This window comes from Klebsiella sp. PCX (assembly GCF_021869705.1).
In the GTDB taxonomy this organism is placed as follows: Bacteria; Pseudomonadota; Gammaproteobacteria; order Enterobacterales; family Enterobacteriaceae; genus Klebsiella; species Klebsiella quasipneumoniae.
In genome coordinates this window covers 4,029,636-4,053,424 of sequence record NZ_CP091527.1, presented here as the reverse complement: position 1 = coordinate 4,053,424, position 23,789 = coordinate 4,029,636, and the positions used below count along the sequence as shown (strand labels likewise).

At 60.9% G+C, this 23,789-nt stretch carries 22 protein-coding genes; 13 read left to right on the top strand and 9 right to left on the bottom strand.

Annotation, left to right across the window (positions count from 1 at the left end; genetic code table 11):
* Positions 1 to 51: 51 nt before the first annotated feature.
* Genes GQR96_RS19230 through GQR96_RS19220 form a run of 3 tightly spaced genes read left to right on the top strand, consistent with a single transcriptional unit; the run spans position 52 to position 5,046 of the window.
* Complete coding sequence (locus tag GQR96_RS19230) at positions 52 to 1,389, top strand: maltoporin (protein WP_004205637.1); 1,338 nt, start codon at positions 52 to 54, stop codon at positions 1,387 to 1,389.
* 12 nt (positions 1,390 to 1,401) lie between these two features.
* On the top strand, positions 1,402 to 3,594 hold the full coding sequence (locus GQR96_RS19225) for a CBM35 domain-containing protein (RefSeq protein ID WP_236948517.1): 2,193 nt from the start codon (positions 1,402 to 1,404) through the stop codon (positions 3,592 to 3,594).
* Positions 3,595 to 3,645: 51 nt separating this feature from the next.
* Positions 3,646 to 5,046, top strand: coding sequence for a glycoside hydrolase family 1 protein (locus tag GQR96_RS19220; RefSeq protein ID WP_065905314.1), 1,401 nt, complete (start codon positions 3,646 to 3,648; stop codon positions 5,044 to 5,046).
* Between the two features lie 53 nt (positions 5,047 to 5,099).
* Here GQR96_RS19220 and flhA read toward each other — a convergent pair whose 3' ends face one another.
* From flhA to hypA, 6 genes are all read right to left on the bottom strand, one after another.
* Positions 5,100 to 7,172: a formate hydrogenlyase transcriptional activator FlhA gene (flhA, locus tag GQR96_RS19215; protein ID WP_004205639.1), complete on the bottom strand. Its 2,073-nt coding sequence runs from the start codon at positions 7,170 to 7,172 to the stop codon at positions 5,100 to 5,102.
* A gap of 235 nt (positions 7,173 to 7,407) precedes the next feature.
* Positions 7,408 to 8,418 (bottom strand): hydrogenase expression/formation protein HypE, encoded by a 1,011-nt coding sequence (gene hypE / locus GQR96_RS19210; protein ID WP_043520715.1) that lies wholly within the window; start codon positions 8,416 to 8,418, stop codon positions 7,408 to 7,410.
* Positions 8,415 to 9,536 carry a hydrogenase formation protein HypD gene (hypD, locus tag GQR96_RS19205; protein WP_065905313.1) on the bottom strand — a complete coding sequence of 374 codons (1,122 nt, stop codon included), beginning with the start codon at positions 9,534 to 9,536 and terminating at the stop codon, positions 8,415 to 8,417. Before hypD ends, hypE begins: the two co-directional genes overlap by 4 nt.
* The gene (locus GQR96_RS19200; protein ID WP_043520714.1) at positions 9,536 to 9,808 is read right to left on the bottom strand and encodes a HypC/HybG/HupF family hydrogenase formation chaperone; all 273 of its coding nucleotides are present in this window, start codon (positions 9,806 to 9,808) and stop codon (positions 9,536 to 9,538) included. Before GQR96_RS19200 ends, hypD begins: the two co-directional genes overlap by 1 nt.
* Positions 9,799 to 10,671 carry a hydrogenase nickel incorporation protein HypB gene (gene hypB / locus GQR96_RS19195; protein WP_004205643.1) on the bottom strand — a complete coding sequence of 291 codons (873 nt, stop codon included), beginning with the start codon at positions 10,669 to 10,671 and terminating at the stop codon, positions 9,799 to 9,801. The genes GQR96_RS19200 and hypB overlap by 10 nt, the downstream gene beginning before the upstream one ends.
* 3 nt (positions 10,672 to 10,674) lie before the next feature.
* Positions 10,675 to 11,019 (bottom strand): hydrogenase maturation nickel metallochaperone HypA, encoded by a 345-nt coding sequence (gene hypA / locus GQR96_RS19190; RefSeq protein WP_004205644.1) that lies wholly within the window; start codon positions 11,017 to 11,019, stop codon positions 10,675 to 10,677.
* Positions 11,020 to 11,229: 210 nt separating this feature from the next.
* On the opposite strand from hypA, the gene hycA reads away from it, so the two are divergent.
* The 9 genes from hycA (at position 11,230) to hycI (ending at position 19,035) form a co-directional block, all read left to right on the top strand.
* Positions 11,230 to 11,679 carry a formate hydrogenlyase regulator HycA gene (gene hycA, locus GQR96_RS19185; protein ID WP_004205645.1) on the top strand — a complete coding sequence of 150 codons (450 nt, stop codon included), beginning with the start codon at positions 11,230 to 11,232 and terminating at the stop codon, positions 11,677 to 11,679.
* Between the two features lie 82 nt (positions 11,680 to 11,761).
* Positions 11,762 to 12,370: a 4Fe-4S dicluster domain-containing protein gene (locus GQR96_RS19180; protein WP_004205646.1), complete on the top strand. Its 609-nt coding sequence runs from the start codon at positions 11,762 to 11,764 to the stop codon at positions 12,368 to 12,370.
* Positions 12,367 to 14,193, top strand: a complete 1,827-nt coding sequence (gene hycC / locus GQR96_RS19175) for a formate hydrogenlyase subunit 3 (protein WP_004205647.1) — start codon at positions 12,367 to 12,369, stop codon at positions 14,191 to 14,193. The genes GQR96_RS19180 and hycC overlap by 4 nt, the downstream gene beginning before the upstream one ends.
* Positions 14,194 to 14,195: 2 nt before the next feature.
* Complete coding sequence (locus GQR96_RS19170; RefSeq protein ID WP_004205648.1) at positions 14,196 to 15,119, top strand: respiratory chain complex I subunit 1 family protein; 924 nt, start codon at positions 14,196 to 14,198, stop codon at positions 15,117 to 15,119.
* A gap of 17 nt (positions 15,120 to 15,136) precedes the next feature.
* Entirely contained in the window at positions 15,137 to 16,846 is a 1,710-nt protein-coding gene (hycE, locus tag GQR96_RS19165; protein WP_004205649.1) for a formate hydrogenlyase subunit HycE, read from the top strand.
* A 9-nt stretch (positions 16,847 to 16,855) separates the two neighbouring features.
* On the top strand, positions 16,856 to 17,398 hold the full coding sequence (locus tag GQR96_RS19160) for a formate hydrogenlyase complex iron-sulfur subunit (RefSeq protein WP_048325491.1): 543 nt from the start codon (positions 16,856 to 16,858) through the stop codon (positions 17,396 to 17,398).
* The gene (locus GQR96_RS19155) at positions 17,398 to 18,165 is read left to right on the top strand and encodes an NADH-quinone oxidoreductase subunit B family protein (RefSeq protein WP_002914891.1); all 768 of its coding nucleotides are present in this window, start codon (positions 17,398 to 17,400) and stop codon (positions 18,163 to 18,165) included. The genes GQR96_RS19160 and GQR96_RS19155 overlap by 1 nt, the downstream gene beginning before the upstream one ends.
* Positions 18,162 to 18,572 carry a formate hydrogenlyase maturation HycH family protein gene (locus tag GQR96_RS19150; RefSeq protein ID WP_069734292.1) on the top strand — a complete coding sequence of 137 codons (411 nt, stop codon included), beginning with the start codon at positions 18,162 to 18,164 and terminating at the stop codon, positions 18,570 to 18,572. The genes GQR96_RS19155 and GQR96_RS19150 overlap by 4 nt, the downstream gene beginning before the upstream one ends.
* Positions 18,565 to 19,035 (top strand): hydrogenase maturation peptidase HycI, encoded by a 471-nt coding sequence (gene hycI / locus GQR96_RS19145; RefSeq protein WP_064178261.1) that lies wholly within the window; start codon positions 18,565 to 18,567, stop codon positions 19,033 to 19,035. The genes GQR96_RS19150 and hycI overlap by 8 nt, the downstream gene beginning before the upstream one ends.
* An 11-nt stretch (positions 19,036 to 19,046) precedes the next feature.
* On the opposite strand, the gene GQR96_RS19140 is transcribed toward hycI, so the two are convergent.
* From GQR96_RS19140 to ascF, 3 genes are all read right to left on the bottom strand, one after another.
* Positions 19,047 to 19,340 carry a SymE family type I addiction module toxin gene (locus tag GQR96_RS19140; protein WP_064178262.1) on the bottom strand — a complete coding sequence of 98 codons (294 nt, stop codon included), beginning with the start codon at positions 19,338 to 19,340 and terminating at the stop codon, positions 19,047 to 19,049.
* Positions 19,341 to 19,528: 188 nt separating this feature from the next.
* Positions 19,529 to 20,953, bottom strand: a complete 1,425-nt coding sequence (locus GQR96_RS19135; protein ID WP_023318986.1) for a 6-phospho-beta-glucosidase — start codon at positions 20,951 to 20,953, stop codon at positions 19,529 to 19,531.
* Between the two features lie 26 nt (positions 20,954 to 20,979).
* Entirely contained in the window at positions 20,980 to 22,422 is a 1,443-nt protein-coding gene (gene ascF, locus GQR96_RS19130) for a PTS cellobiose/arbutin/salicin transporter subunit IIBC (RefSeq protein ID WP_048295440.1), read from the bottom strand.
* Between the two features lie 248 nt (positions 22,423 to 22,670).
* On the opposite strand from ascF, the gene GQR96_RS19125 reads away from it, so the two are divergent.
* Entirely contained in the window at positions 22,671 to 23,684 is a 1,014-nt protein-coding gene (locus tag GQR96_RS19125) for a LacI family DNA-binding transcriptional regulator (protein ID WP_017899639.1), read from the top strand.
* Positions 23,685 to 23,789: the final 105 nt, after the last annotated feature.

Sequence of the window (23,789 nt, the reverse complement as noted above, 5' to 3'; positions counted from 1 at the left end):
TTCCCCTCCGTTATCGGTTCGTGTTAACAAACATAACGTGGGAAAAAAATAATGATAAAGCTGAAACACTCAATACCTCTGGCTCTCCTCTCGCTGGCCGGGACCAGCAGCCTGGCCTGCGCCGATCCGAAGTATGATTTTGCGCTGCATGGCTATATTCGCTCCGGGATCCTTGCCAATTCTGATGGCAACCGCGCGGACTCCGTCGGCCTGATGCCGGACGGCAAGTGGCGACTGGGCAACGAAGAAGACACCAAGATTGAACTGATCCCCACCGTGACGCTGACGGCGGACAGCGGCGTGGTGGCGAAAGTGCAGGCCAACCTCACTCACCAGTCGAAATGCACCTCCGACTGGAACTGTCAGGATGACGATGGCCATGATGTGCAGTTTCGTGAAGGGTTCGCCGAGCTGAGCAATCTGGATTTTGCGCCGGAGATGACCTTCTGGGCCGGTAAGCGCTACAGCAGCTCCAACACTTCCAGCCATCAGTTTGACTGGGAGTACATTCAATACAATGGCACCGGCGGCGGCTTCGATAACATGGATCTGGGCTTCGCGCGCTTCGATGCCGGGGTCTACGCCTTTTCGCCCACCGATGAAACCAAAGCCTACCCGGTGGATAAGGGAGATCAGGGCTACCCGGATGACTACTCCCTCAACCTGTGGCTGAAAAAGATCGCCGGGACAGGCTTCGATCTGGAGCTGATCGGCCACCACATGAACCGTAACGAAAAGCATCCGACTTCCGCCGAAAAGGGCTATGGCGTGACCGGTATTTATAACTTTGACGGTTTTTATGGCCTCACCGGGGGGTACTCCCGCCTCGCATTGCAGTACGGCAAAGGGCTGGCGGCGGGCGACTCGCTGGGTAAAAACGGCTGGGGCTGGGCCAATCTGGAAAACACCCAGTCCTGGCGGGTGGTGCTGGATAGCGTGGCCTCGATGGGCGATCTGGAAATCTCCACCTTCGCCTTCTGGCAGAAGGATAAAAACTACCGCTGGTGGACGGAAGATGACAATGGCTGGGGACGCTCGATGTGGGTCGCCGGTATCCGCCCCTATCATCAGATCACCCGCAACTTTGCCATGCAGTACGAGCTGGGCTACGAATACCTGGATGACAAAAACTACAAAGGGGTTAACGGCAAAGGCAAAGGCGGCCTGACCAAAGTCACCGTTGCGCCAACGCTGACTTTTGACTCCGGCTTCTGGGCGCGCCCGCAGCTGCGTTTCTTCGTCACCTACGCGAAGTGGGACAAAGGTGTCTCCGATGCGCTGGACGGCAACTACAACTGGGATACCAATACCATCACCGCCGGCGGTTATTCCCGCAGTGGCTCAACCGACACCGTTAACTTCGGCGTACAGGCCGAAGTCTGGTTCTAAGGAGAGACAGCGATGAAGCCGATGAAAAACCTGCTGCTAATGGGGCTGCTGTCCGCGCTGGGGGCCGGCGGGGCGCTGGCCGCCGAGCGCTCGCATTTTGAACACTTTATCACTCGCGACGGCGCCGCTCTCAAGGATGGCGATAAGGTGTTTCGCTTCGCCGGGATCCACGCGCCGGAGCTGCACCGCATTGAAGACGACGCCCGCGGCCCCTGCAGGGCAGACCCGCGCGGCTGGGGGCAATACTTTAAATGGCCGACGGCCCAGGAGCAGCAAAACTGGATCCAGGCGATGGTGCAAACCGGGGCGAAAGCCCAGCGCGTCTACGTGCTGTCGGTGCAGCAGGAGTTTGACAAGGCCTGCGGCCGCGAGACCCATATTCTCGCGCCGGAAACGGCGGACGGCATGCCGCGGCTGAATGAGAAAGCCATGCGGGTGTATGACAACATGATTGCCGAAGCGGATAAACAGGGATTGCGTCTGATCCTGCCCTTTATCGACCATTGGTGGTGGTGGGGCGGGCGCGAGCAGCTGGCGGCGTTCTACCACGAAAAAGCGGAAGACTTTTATCGTACCGATAGCAAGACCTTCAAAGCCTATCTGGATGTGATCCGTCAGGTCATCACCCGGACAAATACCGTCACCGGCCGCGCCTATTTTGATGAGAAGGCGATCATGGCCTGGGAGACCGGTAACGAGCTGGAGGATACCAATGCCGATTTTCTGCAGCAGACCGCGGCGTGGATTAAAAAGTGGGCTCCCAACCAGCTGGTGATGGATGGCACCTATAAGAAAATCAATTCTTTTGCGTTGACTGACCCCAATGTGGATATCGTCAGCAATCACTATTACACCAACGCCGATAATAACCATCCCGGGCAGGTGACGCAGGATCTACGCGCCGTCGGCGGGCAAAAAGTCTATCTCGTCGGCGAGTTTGGCTTGCTGCCGGCGGATCAGCTGAACGCCATTATGCAGTCGATTGTTCACAGCGAGGTCAACGGGGCGCAAGCCGCCGGGGGGCTTATCTGGGGCTTCCGCGGCCATCGTCACGACGGCGGCTTCTACTGGCATAAGGAGTCGACCGGACACTACAGCTACCACCTGCCGGGGTTTGCAAAAGAAGGCGAAGCGAACCAGGAGCAGGCGGTGGTCGATCTGGTGCGCACCGCCGCAGCGCAGATGGCCGGACAGCAGAGGATGGCGCCGCTGCCGAAGCCGGACGCGCCTCTGCTGCGCGAGACCACCTCGCCCTTCGCGATCAACTGGATGGGTGCCGCGGTAGGACGTAGCTACGATGTCGAACGCGCTGGCTCGCCGACCGGGCCGTGGACGGTGGTGGGCCGGGATATATCCGATGGCGTTAACGAATGGAACCCGGAAACCATGGTTCTGTTCCGCGACGATTATCGTCAGCTTCAGCTCGGGCGGACGTACTACTACCGGGTGACGACGAAAAACGAGAGCGGTCGTTCTGCCCCTTCCAATGTGATTAGCGTGAAGCATAGTGAGGTGAATCAGCCGCCGGCTATCACGCTGGAACCCGCCTTAACTACCACTCAGGACCAGGGCGTCGAGCTTACGGCCAACTGGCAGGACGATGGCCTGCCGTCGCGAGAGGTGAAAGTGGGCTGGCAGCACGCCGGCGACGGACAGGTACATTTCTGCCATGCCGATCGGCCGCAAACCCGGGCCTGGTTCACGGCGCCAGGCACCTATGCGCTGACGTTCACTGCCGACGATGGGCTGCTGAAAAGCAGCAAAACCGTGACCGTGACGGTGGGCGAGGCGACGGGGAAGGCGCCGGCGGATTTCTGTCGTTATCACGGCAAAGTCTATGGCGTGGCTGAGGGGCGCCTGGCGGTAATGAAGAGTGATAAAGACGCGCTGGCAGTTGGCGAGGACGGTTTTCTCGGCCCATTTGCCAGCGAGGGGGATAAGATCAGCTGGCAGGTGCAGGCGCCGTGGAGCGGTCAGTTCCAGCTCAACGTAACCTTCAACGGCAAATGGGGCGGCAAGCAGAACTCCTTTGTCGTCAACGGGGGCGCTCCGCAGGCCGTGGCCTTCCCGCAGACGGATGAGCAGGGCCAGCAGCTGCGGATACCCGTAACGCTGAAAGCGGGGAGCAATCAGGTTGACTTCGGCCGCTTCGCCGGCGACTGGGGCTATATGTTTATTAAATCGATCGAAGTGGTCGCGGAGTAGTACGCTCAGGCTGCGCCAGACGGGCGCAGCCTTTTTTCGAAAGGAGAGGTTATGCAGCAGTATCAGTTTCCGCAAGGGTTTCTGTGGGGGGCGGCGGCGTCCGGCCCGCAAACGGAAGGGGTCACCAATAAGCGCCATCGTTCCATCTGGGACAGCTGGTTTGCTGAACAGCCGGAGCGATTTTATCAACAGGTAGGGCCGCAAACCGTGTGTGATACTTATCATCAGTATCCGCAGGACGTGGCGCTGATGAAACAGACCGGCTTCAACTCGTTTCGAACCTCGATTCAGTGGTCACGACTGATCGCGGATTTTGAAACCGGCGCGCCGGACCCGGACGCGGTGCGTTTTTATCACGCCTATCTTGATGAGATGATCGCCAACGGCATTGAGCCGATGATCAATCTCTACCATTTTGATATGCCGGAGGTGCTGCAGAAACAGTACGGTGGCTTTGAATCGGCGCACGTAGCAGAGCTGTTTGCCCGCTTTGCCCGCACCGCCTTTAACCTGTTTGGCCATAAGGTTAAATACTGGATAACCTTCAACGAGCCGATTGTACCGGTTGAGGGAGGCTACCTGTACGACTTCCACTATCCGTGTAAGAAAGATGGCCGGCTGGCGGCGCAGGTGGCGTTTAACATTATGCTGGCGCATGCCAAAGCGGTAACGGCTTATCGTGAACTGGCGCTGGCGGGCGAGATCGGCGTGGTGCTCAACCTGACTCCGAGCTATACGCTCACCGACAGCGACGCGGATAAAAAGGCCGCCTGGTATGCCGACCTGTTTTTTAACCGCAGCTTCCTTGACCCGCTGGTAAAACATGAATTCCCTAAAGCGCTGTGCAAGATCCTCGCCGCCCACGACTGCCTGCCGACGACCAGCAAAGACGACGTGGCGTTGATCCTCAGCGCGGAGATCGATTTTCTTGGGGTGAACTATTACGTGCCGCGGCGGGTAAAAGCGCGTGAGAGCGAATATGACCTCGATTATTTCACCCCGGAATACTATTTCGAAAACGCGGTGAACCCGCAGGGCCGCTTTAACCCCTATCGTGATAACAACGAGATCCTGCCGCAGGCTATTTACGACATTGCCGCCAATATTCGTGAAAACTACGGCAATATTAAGTGGTATCTCGCGGAAATCGGTATCGCGATGGATCGACAATCAGAGGGAGAGCCCGGGGCGGACGGGGTCATAGACGATACTTTCCGCATTCAACTGATGGAAGAGCATCTGGTGCAGCTGCACCGCGCTATTGCCGACGGCGCGAACTGCTTTGGCGTGCATCAGTGGACGTTTATCGACAACTGGTCGTGGATCAATGCCTTCAAACGGCGCTACGGCTTCTGGCGACTGGATCTGGATACCGGCGAGCGACAGATAAAACGCAATGCGCTGTGGTTTGCCGAACTGGCGACCAGCAACGGTTTTACCCGCGACAAATAGCGCGCTGCGCCAGCGCTCCCTCCTGGCGGCGCGCAAAGAGGGAGCGTGCGAGGCTACACCAGTTCGTCTTTATTAATGCCCAGCCGCTTCATGCGCGACAGGAGCGTGGTGCGCTTCAGCCCCAGCCGCTGGGCGGCGCCCTTCGGCCCGGCCACCACGCCGTTGCTCTCCTTCAGCACCCGGACGATCAGTTGATATTCATCTTCGCCTTCCTCAGGCAGGACCTCTGGCGACCGCGGAGGCTCGACGATATCCCGCTCCGGCAGGGAGAGCTGCAGCACGTTGCCGCGGGTCAGCAGGACCGCCCGTTCGATGACGTTTTCCAGCTCGCGCACGTTGCCCGGCCACTCCATGCGCGTCAGGGTGCGCAGGGTTTCCGCCGGGATGCTGTCGATATTGCGTCCCATGCGGCGGGCGATTTTGAAGGTAAACGCCTTCACCAGCAGCGGGATGTCGTCGGGACGCTCGCGCAGCGGCGGCAGGTGGATCGGGAACACGTTGAGCCGGTAGTAGAGATCGCTGCGGAATTCCCTGTCGATAACCATTTGCTTGAGATCGCGGTTGGTGGCGGCGATCAGTCGGACGTCGGTCTGGATCAGCTTGTTGCTCCCCAGGCGTTCGAACTCCTGCTCCTGGAGGACGCGCAGCAGCTTGGGCTGCAGCTCCAGCGGCATATCGCCCACTTCATCAAGGAACAGGGAGCTTTTGTCCGCCAGTTCGAAGCGGCCGATACGCTGGGCGCTGGCCCCGGTAAACGCGCCGCGTTCGTGGCCGAACAGATCGCTCTCCAGCAGCCCGGCGGGCATCGCGGCGCAGTTCATCTTCACCATCCGCCGACTGTTTCGTCCGCTGAGGTTATGAATGGCGCGGGCGATAAGCTCTTTACCGGTGCCGGTTTCGCCGAGGATCAGCACGGTGCTGTCGCTGTGGGCCACCATCTCGACCTGCTTGAGCACATTGTTCATCGCCTCGCTGCGGCCGATGATCTCCCCGAATTCGCTCTCGACATTGTTGAGCTGCTCGGTGAGGGCGAGGTTCTCATCCACCAGTCGCTCTTTCAGGCGCTGAATTTCGCGGTAGGCGAGGGCGTTATCGATAGCGATCGACACCCGCTCGGCGATCTGCCGCAGCAGCTTGAGATTGGTGGTGGTAAACACCTGTTCGTCGCACTGCGCCAGCTTCAGCACGCCGAGCAGGGTGTTGCCGGACATCAGCGGCAGCAGGCACAGGGTCTGGATCTTGTTGCCCCACATCTCGAAGAGCATTTTCTCGTACGGCGCGAGAGTGTCATGCTCGTGCAGGTTAAGCAGCAGCATCTCTTTGCTTTTGAACACCCGCTCGGTGAGGGTGCCGGCTTCATCCACCTCGCTCTGGTCGTGAACCGGATGGCTGGCGTCAAGATAGTGGGTGGAATAGATGTTGAGCTTCCCTTTGCGGTTGCTGCGCAGCACTACGCTGATGGCATCGATCCGGAAGTAGCGATGGATCTCTTTCGCCACCTCGCTGACCAGCTCGTCGATATCCAGACGCGAGAGGACCGCGTTGGTGATCGCCACCAGGATGCGAAAGTTGTCGCGCTCGTGGCACAGCAGATCGTAATCGACGTTGTTGCTGACCCGGTTCTGAATCTGCTCGGTGACCACGGCGACGATCTGCGCAAAGGTATGCAGCCGCTGGAACTCTTTCTCGCTCCATGGCCGGTTGTCACGACGCAGAAATTCGCAACCGCCGAAGATCCGCCCGTCGGCCGCCAGCGGCAGCAGCGAGTAGTACCCGAACGGGCGATAGATCCCGCTGCGGATAAGCTGCGGCCAGGTGTCGGCAAAGGTCTCATGATCGCAATGCAGGGCATCCGGCCGGGAGAGTAAGCGGCGCACCGGACCGTGGGCGAGCACGGTTTCATCTTCGTAGCTCACCGGCTGGCCTGCCTCATCGCAGGCGTATCTGGCCGCGCGGTGGTTGCCTGCGTTCCACAGGATAATGGCCGCTTCGTCGGCCAGCGCGGACTGTTGCACCAGGCGGGTCAGGGTTTCGCTCAGCGCAGCCAGATCGGGCTGCTGTAATAAAAGCCGGGTGATATCAAACAGACCCTGCTGGCCGAGATCGCTCATCGGTGTATACGACATGGCTTACATCCAAAACGCGCCGGCAACGCGGCGCATAAGAAAATGATGGTACAAATAATAGTATGTTAATAAGGCGGTTTTGACCGCCGTTAACCCATCCGTGGGCGCCCGCTGGTTTGGGCGTGATACTCATGCTGGCTTTTCCCGGCTTACGCTGCGCTTAGCCGGGCTACAAGTGCGCGCAGTTTTGTAGCCGGATAAGGCGCCAGCCGCTAACCGGGCCCCGACGCCGTCGTTAACAAATTCTCGGCAGCGGCTCGGCGTGGGGAAGATCGAGCGTCCGCTTCACGCCGTACAGCCCGACGGAACGCACCCCCGGGCGGGCGACCACCTCGCCGATTATCGCCGCCTCGCATCCCAGGGCGTGAGACCGTAGATGCGTCAGTACATTTTCCGCTTCTTCGCGGGCGACGGCGATCACCAGCTTGCCTTCATTGGCGAAGTTCAGGGCGTCCAGTCCGAGTAGCTCGCAGACCCCGCGCACGGTGTCGTTGACCGGCAGCTTTGCCTCGTGCAGTTCAATGCCGCAGCCGCTGGCGACGGCGAACTCATGGGCGACGGCGTTGACGCCGCCGCGGGTGGCGTCGCGCAGGGCTTTTACGCCGCGCAGCGGCCGCAGGGTTTGGATCAGCGGCGTCAGCACCGCGCAGTCGCTGGACAGCGCGCCGTCGAGCCCCATCTGCTCACGCAGATTAAGGATGGTGGCGCCATGATCCCCCAGCGTGCCGCTGACCAGCAGCACATCGCCGGCGCTGATCTGCTGCGTCCCCCAGCGAACGTCCGCCGGGATGGCGCCGATGCCGGCGGTGTTGATAAACAGCTTATCCGCCGCGCCGCGCGGCACCACTTTGGTATCGCCGGTGACGATGGCGATCCCTGCCGCCCGAGCGGTATCGGCCATGCTGGCGACCACCGCTTCCAGGGTAGTCATCTCCAGCCCCTCTTCGAGAATAAACCCGCAGGAGAGATAGCGCGGGATGGCGCCGCTGACCGCCACGTCGTTGGCGGTACCGCAGACGGCCAGCTTGCCGATATTGCCGCCGGGAAAGAACAGCGGGTCAATCACATAGCTGTCGGTGGAGAAGGCGAGGCGATCCCCCTGAGCGGCAAGCGCCGCCAGATCGAGGCGCGCCTGATCCTCCTGCTCCGCCAGCCAGGGGTTGGCGAAAGCCTGCATAAACAGGTCGCCGATCAGCTGCTGCATTGCCTGACCGCCGCTACCGTGGGCTAACTGGACGCTTTTCATGCTTCATATTCCTGACTGCGATATTGATACCAGGCGGCGCAGGCCCCTTCCGAGGAGACCATCAGCGCGCCAAAGGCGCTTTGCGGATTGCAGGTGCTGGCGAAGAGCGGGCACTGGTGCGGTTTACAGCGACCGGTCAACACCTCGCCGCAGCGGGCGCGCGGGTCGTCGCACACGCGCTGCGGCGCCGGGCGGAAATGGGCCTCGGCATCGAAGCGCTGATAGGTCGGCGTGAGGTGCACGCCGGAGTCGCTGATGACCCCCAGACCGCGCCATTCGCTGTCGCCATCAAGGCAAAACACGTCGGCCATCGCCGCCTGCGCCAGCGGGTTGCCTGCATCCGGCACCACGCGACGGTACTGATTTTCCACTTCGCTACGCTGCGCTATTGTCTGCTCAACCAGCATCACCGCGCCTTGCAGTAGATCAAGCGGTTCGAAACCGGCGACCACTAACGGGCGATGATAGTCGCTGGCGATAAAGCCGTAGGCTTCGGTGCCGATCACCATACTGACGTGGCCGGGGGCGAGAAAGGCGTCGATACCGTTGTCCGGCTGATCCAGCAGACTGCGCAGGGTCGGCAGCAGGGTGATGTGCTGACAGAAAAAGAAGAAGTTTTCGACGTTGCGCTCCCGCGCCTGACGCAGGGTGAGGGCGGTGGCGGGCATGGTGGTTTCGAAACCGAGACCGAAAAAGACCACCTCACGCTGCGGGTTTTGCTGCGCCAGCCGCAGGGCGTCCATCGGCGAGTAAACGATGCGAACATCGGCGCCGCTGGCTTTCGCCTGCAGCAGTGAGCCGTTTTTGCCCGGCACGCGCATGGCGTCGCCGAAGGTACAGAAGATCACCCCCGGGCGGCTGGCAATCTCAATGCAGGCGTCGATGCGCCCCATCGGCAGGACGCATACCGGGCAGCCGGGCCCATGAATAAATTCAATATTCTCCGGCAACAGCTGGTCGAGACCGAACTTAAATATGGCATGGGTATGGCCGCCGCAGACCTCCATAATGCGCAGCGGACGCTGCGCGGTGTGCGGCAGCAGATGGGCACGCTGCTGAAGATGGGCCACCAGCTGCATGACCTGCTCGGGGGCGCGGTATTCGTCAACGTAACGCATTATCGCTCCTCGCCGTACAGCAGGGCGCCGACGTCCGGCTCCACGTCAAACATATTTTGCAGCGCCTCGAGCGTATCGCGCGCTTCGTCTTCATTAATCACGCTCATGGCGAACCCGACGTGCACCAGCACCCACTGGCCGAGACGCGGCTGACCCTGGTCGTCAACGGCGCCCACCAGCGTCAGGTCAACGTCGCGCTGAATGCCACAGACTTCCACCTTCGCCAGCACGCCGTCGATGGCGCAAATTTGTCCCGGAATGCCTATGCACATCGTTGCGTCTCCAGCCAGGTGAGCCACTGGTCCATGCCTTCGCCGCTGGTGGCGGAGAGGAGGATAATTTCAATATGCGGATTGACCTCGCGGGCGCAGGCCAGGCATTTATCCACGTCAAAGTTGAGATACGGCAGCAGGTCGACCTTGTTGAGCAGCATCAGGCTGGCGGCGGCGAACATATGCGGATACTTCAGCGGCTTGTCTTCGCCTTCGGTGACCGACAGCACCGCCACCTTATGGCGTTCGCCGAGATCAAAGCTCGCCGGGCAGACCAGGTTGCCGACGTTTTCAATAAACAGAATGCCGTGGTCAGCCAGCGGCAGGCGCGGGGCGGCGTCGGCGATCATCTGGGCGTCGAGATGGCAGCCTTTCCCGGTGTTGACCTGGATCGCCGGAGTGCCGGTGGCGCGAATGCGGGCGGCGTCATTGACCGTTTGCTGGTCGCCTTCGATCACCGCGCAGTCGGCACGCCCTTTCAGCCGGGTGAGGGTTTCGGTGAGCAGGGTGGTTTTGCCGGAGCCGGGGCTGGAAACCAGATTCAGCACCAGCTGCTGCTTTGCCGCAAAGCGCGCGCGGTTGCGCGCCGCCAGGCGGTTGTTTTTATCCAGCACGTCGATTTCCACTTCCAGCATCCGCCGCTGGCTCTGGCCCGGGGCGTGAGTCCCCGCTTCGCCATGGCCGTAATGCAGATCGCCCTCTGTCGTGCGGGTGGGGGCGAAGTGGTCAGTTTTGACGCCGGTGATGGTCATCGTCTGGCGTGGGGCGGGCGCGAAGGGGGCGCTGCGGAACGCGGAATGCGGGTTTCGTTCGTCTCCTTCAATATAGAGGTTGCCTTCGCCACAGCCGCATGTCGTACACATAATTTACTCCAATTCTAAACGCTGAATCTGTAAGCCGTCATCCGCCACGATCTGTAGCTGGTCGTTATTGCAGTGCGGGCAGCGGCGGACGTGCTGCGAGACAAGATGGACGTACTGCTGACAGCGTTCGCACCAGCATTCAGCCTGTTGTTCGGCGATATGCAGTTCACACCCCTCCGCCAGCGTGCCGCGGCAGACCAGCTCAAAGCAGAAGGTCAGGGCGCTGGCTTCGACGCAGGAAAATGCCCCGACCTTAAGCCACACGCCGGTCACCCGTCGCGCGCCGGCCTGCTGCGCCTGTTGTTCAATAATTTCCAGCGCCCGCTGGCTGAGGGTGATTTCGTGCATAGTCGCCTCCGTATCGCGATGCGCCTTTTATGCAATAACGATGCCAGAACAGACTCATGGCGGTGGGAAATGTCGATGACGACGCGCCGGGGCTGTCATCGACATGTCGCGTCGGCAGGAGATAAATATAAAAACATAATTAAATCAAATAAATAAAATGTGGCACGGAAAATGCTTAAACGGTGCATCTCATGCTACGGAGAAACCGATATGACTATTTGGGAAATAAGTGAAAAGGCGGATTACATCGCCGACCGTCACCGGCAGCAGCAGGAGCAGTGGCATATCTACTGTAACTCGCTGGTTCAGGGGATCACCCTGTCGAAAGCCCGCCTGCATCACGCGATGAGCTGCGCGCCGGACAAAGAGCTGTGCTTCGTGCTGTTCGGCCATTTTCAGGTGTTCGTCGCCCTGGCGGAAGGCTTCAACAGCCACACCATCGAATACTACGTCGAAAACAAAGGCGGCGGTGATAAGTATCTGATTGCTCAGGCCACGCTCGCCGCGGATGGCACGGTGGACGGGCGGATCAGCAACCGCTCCCGCGACCAGGTGCTGGAGCACTATCTGGCGATTATCGCCACCGTCTATGACCGTCTGTACGACGCCATGGAGCAAGACCAACCGGTGGACTTAAGCCATCTGGCTCTGACCCACTGATCGCAAGGTGTCGACATGTGTCGAAAATGACACCTGCGCAACCTGATTTCGTCAAAAGTGACTTTCACCCGAGGATGACCCGGTGAACCGTTTTGTAATTGCTGACTCCACTGTCTGTATCGGCTGCCGCACCTGCGAAGCCGCCTGCTCTGAGACGCATCGCCAACATGGCCTGCAGGCGATGCCGCGGCTGCAGGTGATGCGTAATGAAAAAGAATCGGCACCGCAGATGTGCCACCACTGCGAAGACGCCCCCTGCGCCGCTGTCTGTCCGGTTAACGCCATCCAGCGCGTCGATGGCGCTGTCCAGCTCAACGAGAGCCTGTGCGTAAGCTGCAAACTGTGCGGCATCGCCTGCCCGTTTGGCGCGATCGAATTTTCCGGCAGCCGTCCGCTGGATATTCCGGCCAATGCCAATACCCGACTGGCGCCCCCCGCGCCGCCGGCGCCGGCCCGCGTCAGCTCGCTGCTCGACTGGGTGCCTGGGGTGCGCGCCATTGCCGTGAAATGCGACCTCTGCCACTTCGATGACCAGGGTCCGGCCTGCGTGCGGACCTGTCCGACCAAAGCGCTGATGCTGGTGGATAGCCGTGATATCGCCCTGGCCAGCAAGCGTAAACGCCAGCTGACCTTTAATACCGACCTTGGCGACTTGTCGCTGTTCCAGGCGCAACAGGGGGAGAGGGAATGAGTGTAATTGGATTAGTCAATCAGGCGGTGACATGGTACGCCGCCAGCGCCGTGCTGGCCTTTGTGTTTGCCATGCGTAAACCGCTCAGCGGCGCCATTGCCGGGATCGGCGGCGCGGTGGCCAGCGCCATGCTGGTGGTTGCCGGCGGCGCCGCGCTGTTGATGCCGGATCGGATCCACGGCGGCATGCTGCAGTTTCTCCATCTGACGATGCGGGTGGGCGGCGTGAATGCCTTGTGGCTGCTGGCCATTGGCCTGTCGGCGCTGCCGGTGTCGCTGTTTAACATTAGCTGGCATCGCCACCCGCAGGTGAAGGCCAACGGCCTGCTGGTCAACCTGCTGCTGGCCGCCGCCACCTGTGCGGTGGTGGTGACCAATATCGGCTCGCTGGTGGTGATGGCGGAGATCATGGCGCTCTGCGCGGCGTTTCTCACCGGCTGCGCCGCCTCCGGCAAGCTGTGGTTTGCCCTGGGTCGTCTCGGCACGTTGCTGATGGCCTGGACCTGCTGGCTGGTGTGGTCGACCTACGGCACCCTCGAGCTGGCGCAGATCAATCTTCAGGCGGTGGATATGATGCAGAGCCCACTGCTGTGGCTGCCGGGGCTGGCGGGGTTCGCCCTGCTGGCGGGGGCTATCCCGCTGCACGGCTGGGCGCCGCAGGCGCACGCCGGGGCCAGCGCGCCGGCCGCCGCGCTGTTTTCCACTGTGGTCATGAAGGTCGGTCTGTACGGCATGTTAACCGTTTCGCTGGCCGGCGGCGTGCCGCCGCTGTGGTGGGGCGTGATGCTGCTGGTGCTGGGGATGATCACCGCCTTTATCGGCGGGCTGTATGCGTTGATGGAACATAACATTCAGCGCCTGCTGGCCTATCACACCCTGGAGAACATCGGCATTATCCTGCTGGGGCTGGGCGCCTTCGTCACCGGCGTGGCCACCCGCAACAGCACGCTGATGGTGCTGGGTTTCATCGGTGGCATGTATCACCTGATTAACCACAGCCTGTTCAAAACTACGCTGTTCCTCGGCGCCGGGGCGGTGTGGTTCCGCACCGGCCATCGCGATATCGAGAAGCTGGGCGGCATCGGTAAAAAAATGCCGCTGATCTCCCTCGCCATGCTGGTGGGGCTGATGGCGATGGCGGCCCTGCCACCGCTGAACGGCTTCGCCGGCGAGTGGGTTATCTACCAGTCCTTCTTCAAAATGAGCACCAGCGACCTGTTTATTGGCCGTCTGCTGGGGCCGCTGCTGGCGGTCGGTCTGGCGATCACCGGCGCGCTGGCGGTGATGTGTATGGCCAAAGTCTATGGCGTCACCTTCCTCGGCGCGCCGCGGAGCAAAGAAGCGGAAAACGCCACCTGCGCCCCCTGGCTGATGACCCTGAGCGTGGTCATGGCGGCGGTCTTCTGCCTCGTTGGCGGCATCGCCGCGCCGTGGCTGCTGCCGCTGGTGAGCGGTGCCTTCCCGCTGCAGGCCCAGGTGTCGAGCGTGGTGTCGCAGCCGATGATCGCGCTGCTGCTTATAGCCTGCCCGCTGCTGCCGTTCTTGTTGATGATCTTCTTTAAAGGCGATCGCCTGGCGGCGCGCTCGCGCGGCGCGGCCTGGGTCTGCGGCTACGATCACGAACAGTCGATGGTGGTCACTGCCCACGGTTTCGCCATGCCGGTGAAAGAGGCCTTTGCGCCGCTGCTGAAGCTGCGTCACTGGCTGAATCCGGTGCGTCTGGTGCCTGGCTGGCAATCGGCCTCGGCGCCAGCGCTGCTGCGCGGAATGGCGCTGGTTGAGCTGGCGGTGCTGGTGGTGATTGTCATTTCGCGAGGAGCCTGAGAATGAGTTTGTTAATTGCATTGCTACAGGCGCTGGCGCTGTTTGCCGTCGCGCCGCTGTTATCCGGGATCGTTCGCGTCGCCCGCGCGCGGCTGCATAACCGCCGCGGTCCGGGCGTGCTGCAGGAGTATCGGGATATCCTGAAACTGCTGGGCCGCCAGAGCGTCGGTCCCGACGCCTCGGGCTGGGTGTTCCGCCTGACGCCGTACGTCATGGTGGGCGTGATGCTGACCATCGCCACCGCCTTGCCGGTGGTGACGGTGGACTCTCCGCTGCCGGTGCTTGGGGATCTCATCACCCTGATCTACCTGTTCGCCATCGCCCGTTTCTTCTTCGCGATTTCCGGTCTGGACACCGGCAGCCCATTTACCGCGCTGGGCAGCAGCCGCGAAGCGATGCTCGGCGTGCTGGTGGAGCCGATCCTGCTGCTGGGCCTGTGGGTCGCCGCACAGGTCGCCGGCTCGACGCACATCAGCACCATTACCGATACCCTTTATCACTGGCCGGCAGCGCGCAGCATTCCCTTGATTCTGGCGCTGTGCGCCTGCGCCTTCGCCACCTTTATCGAGATGGGCAAACTGCCGTTCGATCTGGCGGAAGCGGAGCAGGAGCTGCAGGAGGGGCCGCTTTCCGAGTACAGCGGTAGCGGCTTTGGCATCCTGAAGTGGGGCATCAGCCTCAAACAGCTGGTGGTGCTGCAGATGTTTGTCGGGGTCTTTTTCCCGTGGGGCCAGATGACCAGCTTCAGCGTCGGCGGCCTGCTGCTGGCGCTGGTGGTGGCCGTCGTCAAGCTGGTGGTGGGCGTGCTGATCATCGCGCTGTTCGAGAACAGCATGGCGCGTCTGCGTTTTTGTGCCACCTCCCGCGTCACCTGGGCCGGGTTTGGTTTTGCCTTTTTAGCCTTCGTCTCCTTGCTGGTGGCGTGATTTAAGAGAGTTTGAGCATGTCTGAAGAAAAAATCGGTCAACACTATCTTGCGGCGCTGCACCAGGCCTTTCCGGGCGTGGTGCTGGACGAAGCCTGGCAGACCAAAGACCAGTTAACCATCACCGTGAAGGTCAATTACCTGCCGGAAGTGGTGGAGTTTCTCTACTACCAGCAGGGCGGCTGGCTGTCGGTGCTGTTCGGCAACGATGAACGTAAGCTGAACGGCCACTACGCGGTCTATTACGTACTGTCGATGGAGCAGGGCACCAAATGCTGGATCACCGTGCGCGTGGAAGTGGACGCCAACAAACCGGAATACCCGTCGGTGACGCCGCGCGTGCCGGCGGCGGTGTGGGGCGAGCGCGAAGTACGCGACATGTACGGCCTGGTGCCGGTCGGCCTGCCGGACGAACGCCGGCTGGTGCTGCCGGACGACTGGCCGGACGAACTCTATCCGCTGCGTAAAGACAGCATGGACTACCGCCAGCGTCCGGCGCCGACCACTGACGCCGAAACCTACGAGTTCATCAACGAGCTCGGCAGCAAGAAAAACAACGTGGTGCCGATCGGCCCGCTGCACGTCACTTCCGATGAGCCCGGCCACTTCCGCCTGTTCGTTGACGGTGAGAACATTATCGATGCCGATTACCGTCTGTTCTATGTCCACCGCGGCATGGAGAAACTGGCGGAAACCCGCATGGGTTATAACGAAGTGACTTTCCTGTCTGACCGCGTGTGCGGCATCTGCGGCTTCGCCCACAGTACCGCTTATACCACCTCGGTGGAGAACGCGATGGGCATCGTGGTGCCGGAGCGGGCGCAGATGATCCGCGCCATTCTGCTGGAGGTGGAACGCCTGCATTCGCACCTCCTGAACCTTGGTCTGGCCTGCCACTTCACCGGCTTCGACTCAGGCTTTATGCAGTTCTTCCGCGTGCGCGAAACCTCGATGAAGATGGCGGAGATCCTCACCGGCGCGCGTAAAACCTACGGTCTGAACCTGATCGGCGGGATCCGCCGCGACCTGCTGAAAGAGGACATGATCCAGACCCGTCAGCTGGCGCAGCAGATGCGTCGCGATGTGCAGGAGCTGGTGGATATGCTGCTCAGCACCCCGAACATGGAGCAGCGCACCGTCGGCATTGGCCGGCTGGACCCGGAAATCGCCCGCGACTTCAGTAACGTTGGCCCGATGGTGCGCGCCAGCGGCCACGCCCGCGATACCCGCGCCGACCATCCGTTCGTCGGTTACGGCCTGCTGCCGATGGAGGTTCACAGCGAGCAGGGCTGCGACGTGATATCCCGCCTCAAGGTGCGGATCAACGAGGTTTATACCGCGCTGAACATGATTGATTACGGTCTCGATAACCTGCCCGGCGGTCCGCTGATGGTGGAAGGGTTCACCTATATCCCGCACCGCTTCGCGCTGGGCTTCTCCGAGGCGCCGCGCGGCGACGATATCCACTGGAGCATGACCGGCGACAACCAAAAACTGTACCGCTGGCGCTGCCGGGCGGCGACCTACGCCAACTGGCCGACCCTCCGCTACATGCTGCGCGGCAACACCGTTTCCGATGCGCCGCTGATCATCGGCAGCCTCGACCCGTGCTACTCCTGTACCGACCGCATGACCGTGGTCGATGTACGCAAGAAGAAGAGCAAAGTGGTGCCGTACAAAGAGCTGGAGCGCTATAGCATCGAGCGTAAAAACTCGCCGCTGAAATAAGGAATCGCCATGTTTACCTTTATTAAAAAAGTCATTAAGACCGGCACCGCGACGCACGCCTACCCGCTGGAGCCGATGCCGGTAGATAAAAACTTCCGCGGCAAGCCGGAGCATAACCCGCAGCAGTGTATCGGCTGCGCGGCCTGCGTGAATGCCTGCCCATCGAACGCCCTGATGGTCGAGACCGATCTGGCCACTAACCAGCTGGCGTGGCAGTTCAACCTCGGGCGCTGCATCTTCTGCGGCCGCTGCGAAGAGGTCTGCCCGACGGCGGCGATTAAGCTGTCGCCGGAGTATGAGCTGGCGGTGTGGAAGAAAGAGGATTTCCTTCAGCAGTCGCGCTTCGCTATCTGCCACTGCCGGGAGTGCCAGCGGCCGTTCGCGGTGCAAAAGGAGATCGACTACGCCATCGCGCTGCTCAAGCATAACGGCGATACCCGCGCCGAGCTGCACCGCGAAAGCTTCGAAACCTGCCCGGAATGCAAGCGCCAGAAATGTCTGGTGCCGTCCGATCGTATTGAACTGACCCGCCACATAAGGGAGGCCAGCTGATGAGCACTTTACTTGGCCCGCGCGATGAAAACGGCATTCCGGTGCCGATGACGGTGGATGAATCCATCGCCAGCATGAAGGCCTCGCTGCTGAAGAAAATCAAACGTTCCGCCTACGTTTATCGCGTCGACTGCGGCGGCTGTAACGGCTGCGAAATCGAAATCTTCGCCACCCTTTCGCCGCTGTTCGACGCTGAACGCTTCGGGATTAAGGTTGTGCCTTCGCCGCGCCATGCCGATATCCTGCTGTTTACCGGGGCGGTGACCCGCGCGATGCGCTCCCCGGCGCTGCGCGCCTGGCAGTCGGCGCCGGATCCGAAGATCTGTATCTCCTACGGCGCCTGCGGCAACAGCGGCGGCATCTTCCACGACCTGTACTGCGTCTGGGGCGGTACCGATAAAATCGTACCGGTCGATGTCTATATTCCGGGCTGCCCGCCGACGCCCGCCGCCACCCTGTACGGCTTCGCCATGGCCCTCGGCCTGCTGGAGCAGAAAATTCACGCCCGCCTGCCGGGCGAGCTTGACGAACAGCCGACCGAGCTGCTGCACGCCGATATGGTGCAACCCCTGCGGGTGCGCATCGACCGCGAAGCGCGGCGTCTGGCGGGCTATCGCTATGGCCGGCAGATTGCTGACGACTATATGCGTCTGCTCGGCCAGGGCGACAGCCAGGTGCTGCGCTGGCTGGAAGCGGAGAAAGATCCGCGTCTGACCGAGATCGTCACCCATCTCAACCAGGTGGTCGAGGGGGCGCGTATCCGATGAGCGAGACGGTGGTGTTCAGTCAGCTGAGCCGTAAATTTATTGATGAGAACGACGCCACGCCGGATCAGGCGCAGCAGGTGGTCTATTACAGCCTGGTGATTGGCCACCACCTCGGCGTTATCGACTGTCTTGAGGCGGCGCTGAGCTGCCCGTGGGAGGCGTATCTGGCGTGGATCGCCACCCTTGAGGCCGGGAGCGTCGCGCGGCGCAAAATGGAGGGCGTGCCGAAGTATGGCGAAATCGTCATCGACAGCAGCCATGTGGCGATGCTGGCCAACGCCTTTGATAAAGCGCAGTCCGCGCAGACCCCGCAGCAGCAGGCGTGGAGCAAAGCGATGCTCAGCATGCTGCATGATATTCACCAGGAGAGCGCCATCTATCTGATGGTGAGGAGATTACGTGACTGACGTTTTACTCTGTGTTGGCAACAGCATGATGGGCGACGACGGCGCCGGCCCGCTGCTGGCGGAGATGTGCGCGGCGAACCCGGCCGGCCAGTGGGTGGTCATCGACGGCGGCAGCGCGCCGGAAAACGACATCGTGGCGATCCGTGAATTACGCCCCGAACGCCTGCTGATTGTTGATGCCACCGACATGGGCCTTAACCCCGGCGACATTCGCGTCATCGACCCCGACGACATCGCCGAGATGTTTATGATGACCACCCATAACATGCCGCTCAACTATCTGGTCGATCAGCTGAAAGAGGACGTCGGCGAGGTGATCTTCCTCGGCATTCAGCCGGATATCGTCGGTTTTTATTATCCGATGACCCAGCCGGTGAAAGAGGCCGTTGCCCGGGTATACCAGCAGCTGGCAGGCTGGCAGGACCACGGCGGCTTTGCCCGGCTGGAGGCCGCAGACGATTAACCCTGCGGCGATCAGGGCTCCCCGACGGCGCACGACTGGCCTGCCGGGAGCCCCGTTACCGGCGGCGCCAGCTCAAGATTCTCTATCACTAATTTACCGGGCGACACCGAGACTCTGACCTGCGTGCCGACCGGAAATCCCGCCTGCTCCAGCCAGTCGCCGTTCAGGCTCAGGGCCGCGTGGCGGGTGTAGCGCCGCGTCTCCCGCGTTTTGCGGTTCTCATGGCGTTTTCTGACATAACCCACGGTTAACTGGCGAATGGCCCTGACGATCCCTCTGGCTGCGGGGGGATGCTGTGCGTTCATGATTTGCTCCTTGCTGAAGATACCCCTGAAAATATACTGGATAAAATACCAGTTGTTGTGAACGGGAGGCAAACCAGAAACTGGAATCAGGCTCGAGAAAAAAACATGTAATGGATGCAACAGAAAGCAGACGCCCGTCCCCCGGCCCCCGGCCAGCGCAGGGAGACGGGCGAGCGCCGGAGACGCGCTTAGTCGAGGTCGGCGCCGTTGCTGGCTATTACCTTCTGGTACCAGAAGAACGACTTTTTACGCTTGCGCGCCAGCGTGCCGTTGCCGGCGTCGTCGCGATCGACATAGACAAAGCCGTAGCGTTTGCTCATCTCGCCGGTTGACGCCGAGACCAGATCGATACAGCCCCAGCTGGTGTAACCCAGCACCGGAATACCGTCGCCGATGGCGTCGCGCATCGCCTTGATGTGCTCGCGCAGGTAGCTGATACGATAATCGTCATTGATCTCGCCCCTGGCGTCGATCTCGTCCCGGGCGCCGAGCCCGTTTTCCACCAGGAACAGCGGCTTCTGATAGCGGTCGTACATCATGTTCATGGTGATGCGCAGACCCAGCGGGTCGATGCCCCAGCCCCATTCGCTGGCCGGAATGTGCGGGTTCTTCAGCGACTTGACGATATTGGCGGCATTGGTGTTGCTGGCGTTCATCTCCGCCGAGGCGCAGCGTGAGGCGTAGTAGCTAAAGGAGACGAAATCGACGGTGTTTTTGAGGATCTCGTCATCGCCCGGCTGCTTCGCAATGGTGACCCCCTTTTCCCGGAACACCCGCGCGGCCCACACCGGGTAGGCGCCGCGCGCCTGGACGTCAATAAAGAACAGATTTTCGCGGTCCTTCTCCAGCGCCATCCAGACATCTTCCGGCTTGCAGGAGTAAGGGTAGAAATTACCGCCCGCCAGCATGCAGCCGACCTGATTTTGCGGGTTTATCTCGTGGGCGATTTTTGTCGCCAGCGCGCTGGCCACCAGCTCGTGATGCGCGGCCTGATACTTCACCTGCTCCTGGTTTTCTCCCTCTTCAAACACCAGACCGGCGCCGGAGTAGGGGCTGTGCAGCATGATGTTGATTTCATTGAAGGTGAGCCAGTATTTCACCAGACCGTCAAAAGCTTCAAAGCAGGTGCGGGCGTAGTGGCTGAAGAAATCGACCATTTTGCGGTTGCGCCAGGAGCCGTACTCCATTACCAGGTGCATCGGCACGTCAAAATGGCACAGCGTGACCAGCGGCTCGATACCGTGCTTTTTGCACTCTTCGAACAGCGAGCGATAGAAGGCGATGCCCTGCGGATTCGGCTGCTGCTCGTCGCCGCGCGGGAACAGGCGGCTCCAGGCGATGGAGGTGCGAAAGACGCTGAACCCCATCTCCGCCATCAGGGCGATATCTTCCTTGTAGCGGTGGTAGAAATCGATCGCCTCGTGGCTGGGGTAGAATTCGTCTTCGCGAAGCGTGAAGCGCTTCTCCAGGCCTAATTTTACCGGCAGACGGTGGGCGCCGTGGGGGAGGGTATCCACGGTGGCCATCCCTTTCCCCCCTTCGCGCCATGCGCCTTCAGACTGGTTGGCGGCCAGTGCGCCGCCCCATAAAAATCCCTGTGGGAAACTCGCCATGCGTTACCTCGTTATCAATGATGTGTTCAGGCGTGGGTTGCCTGGGCCTGGGCCTGGCGCGCTCGGGCGTCGGCGGCGGCCTGTTCAACGGGAATATCTTCAAAGCCGAGGATCAGCGTCAGGGCAAACGACAGCACTACCGACAGCGCCATCACGCCAAACACCCAGACGATGGTCATTGGATTGGCTGGATCGAAAAACTGCACGCTGGTGAACAGCCCCGGCGCCGCCATCGAGTGGCTGGCCAGTCCGGCGATACCCGCCACCGCGCCGCAGATAAAGCCGCTGATCAAGCTGGCGATCAGCGGGCGTTTCAGGCGCACCGCCACGCCGTACAGCGCCGGTTCGGAAATCCCGGCCAGAATCGCCGATGCCGCGGCGGCCAGCGCCGTCTGGCGCAGTTCCGGGTTTTTGGTTTTCCACGCCACCGCCAGCGAAGAGCCGCCGAGCGACAGGTTAGCGCCGATCTCCGACGGCATTACCATGCCCTCTTTGCCGGTTTCGGCGATGGTCTGAATGATGGTCGGCGTAAAGACCCGGTGCATGCCGGTCATCACCAGCAGCGGCCACAGCCCGCCCATGATCGCCACCGACAGCCAGCCGAGATAGCTGTGGATCGTATAGACCAGCGCGGAAATGGCGCTGCCGATCCAGATGCCGAGCGGGCCAATCAGCAGGATCGCCAGCGGGGCGGCGATCAGCACGATCAGCATTGGCTTAAGGAAGTTTTTCGTCACCGCCGGGGTAATGCGATCCACCCAGCGTTCGATATACGACAGGCACCAGGTCATCACCAGCGCCGGGATCACCGTGTAGGTGTATTTCACCGCGGTCACCGGGATAAAGGCAAATTCAACGTGTTCGCCCTGAGCGGCTTTGGCCATTAATTCGATAAACCCGGGATGCACCAGCACCCCGGCGATAGCGATGGCAAGCGACATATTGGTTTTGAATTTCACCGCCGCGGAGGCGGCCACCATCAGCGGCAGGAAGAAAAATGCGCCGTCGCCGATAAGCGTCAGGAGGGTCAGCGTCGGCGAGCCTTTCGGCAACGCGCCGCTCATCTCAAGGATCATCGCCAGCAGCTTGACCATCGATCCGCCGATAATCGCCGGGATCAGCGGCGACATGGTGCCGATCAGCGCGTCAAGGATCCCGGCGCCGATGCGTTTCAGGGTGACCGGCGCTTTGCCCTGCGGCTCGACCGGGCGCAGGTCGCCGGGCAGCAGATTCACCACCTCGCGATAGGCCTGTGAGACCGTGTTGCCGATGATCACCTGGCACTGGTTATCGCTGCGCACGACGCCGAGCACCCCGGTCAGGCCTTTCAGTGTAGGGCTATCGACCTGTTCGTTGTCTTTGACCACGAAACGCAGACGAGTCATGCAGTGGGTCACGGCGACGACGTTATCGACTCCGCCTAATGCCGCGACTATCTGTTGCGCCAGGGCTGCATAATTTTTCGACATCGGATTTTATCCTGTTTATCAATAGGGTACTGATCTGTTACCGCGCCGCATCGCCGGGCGATACCATGCTTTATAGGAAACCGGTTCCACAAAATCATGGTGAGTTTCATTTGATTTCACAAGAAATAAAAAAATATGATCTCAGTTTTGTGATTTTGATCGCTAATCGTCGCGGTGAGCAGGGGAGTGCTGTAAAAGCGGGAAACGTGCAGTACACTGCCTGCAACTTTTGCAACAGGAAGAATCACATGGCAACGATGCTGGAGGTCGCTAAGCGCGCGGGGGTATCGAAGGCGACCGTGTCGCGGGTGCTGTCGGGCAACGGCTATGTCAGCCAGGAGACCAAAGACCGGGTGTTTAAGGCGGTGGCGGAGAGCGGCTACCGACCGAATCTGCTGGCGCGCAACCTGGCGACCAAAACCACGCAAACCCTCGGCCTGGTGGTGACCAATACCCTGTACCACGGCGTCTATTTCAGCGAGCTGCTGTATCAGGTGGCGCGGATGACCGAGGACAAGGGGCGGCAGCTGATCCTCGCGGATGGCAAGCACAGCGCGCAAGAGGAGCGGGAGGCGATCCAGTACCTGCTGGATCTGCGCTGCGATGCGATCATCATCTACCCGCGTTTTCTCACTGTCGACGAGATGGATGAGATCGTTGAGAACCACTCGCAGCCGATCATGGTGCTTAACCGCCGCCTGCGCCGCCACGCCAGCCACTGCGTCTGGTCCGATCAAAAAGCGTCGGCGATGCGGGTGGTGGAGCGGCTGATTGCCCTGGGCCACCGCGATATCGCTTTTATTACCGGCTCCCTTGACTCGCCCACCGGCGTTGAGCGTCTTGCCGGCTACAAAGACGCGCTGGCTGGCCACGGCATTACCCTGAACGAGGCGCTCATCGCCGAAGGGCGCTGGACGCCGGAAACCGGCGCGGCGGCAGTGGAGAGCCTGCGTCAGCGCGGGGTGACCTACAGCGCGCTGGTGGCAAGCAATGACGATATGGCCATCGGGGCGATGAAGCAGCTTCACCAGCTGGGCATTAAGGTGCCGGAGCAGGTCTCGGTGGTGGGGTTTGACGATATTGTGCTGGCGCCGTACATGGTGCCGTCGCTCGCCAGCGTCCGGGTGCCGGTGACGGAGATGATTAAAGAGAGCATTAATCGCCTGATATTTATGCTCGATGGCGGGGAATTCAATGTTCAGCAGAGTTTCCCAGGGGCGCTGATCGAGCGTGAGTCGCTGGTGGCGGGTCCCTGCGCCTGACGTCGTCAGCTGTCATCGTCACTACTGACGATGACAGCGCATCACCGATTAAAATCTATTTATTATCAATAATATAAAAATTGGAACGTATTATGCATACTCCGG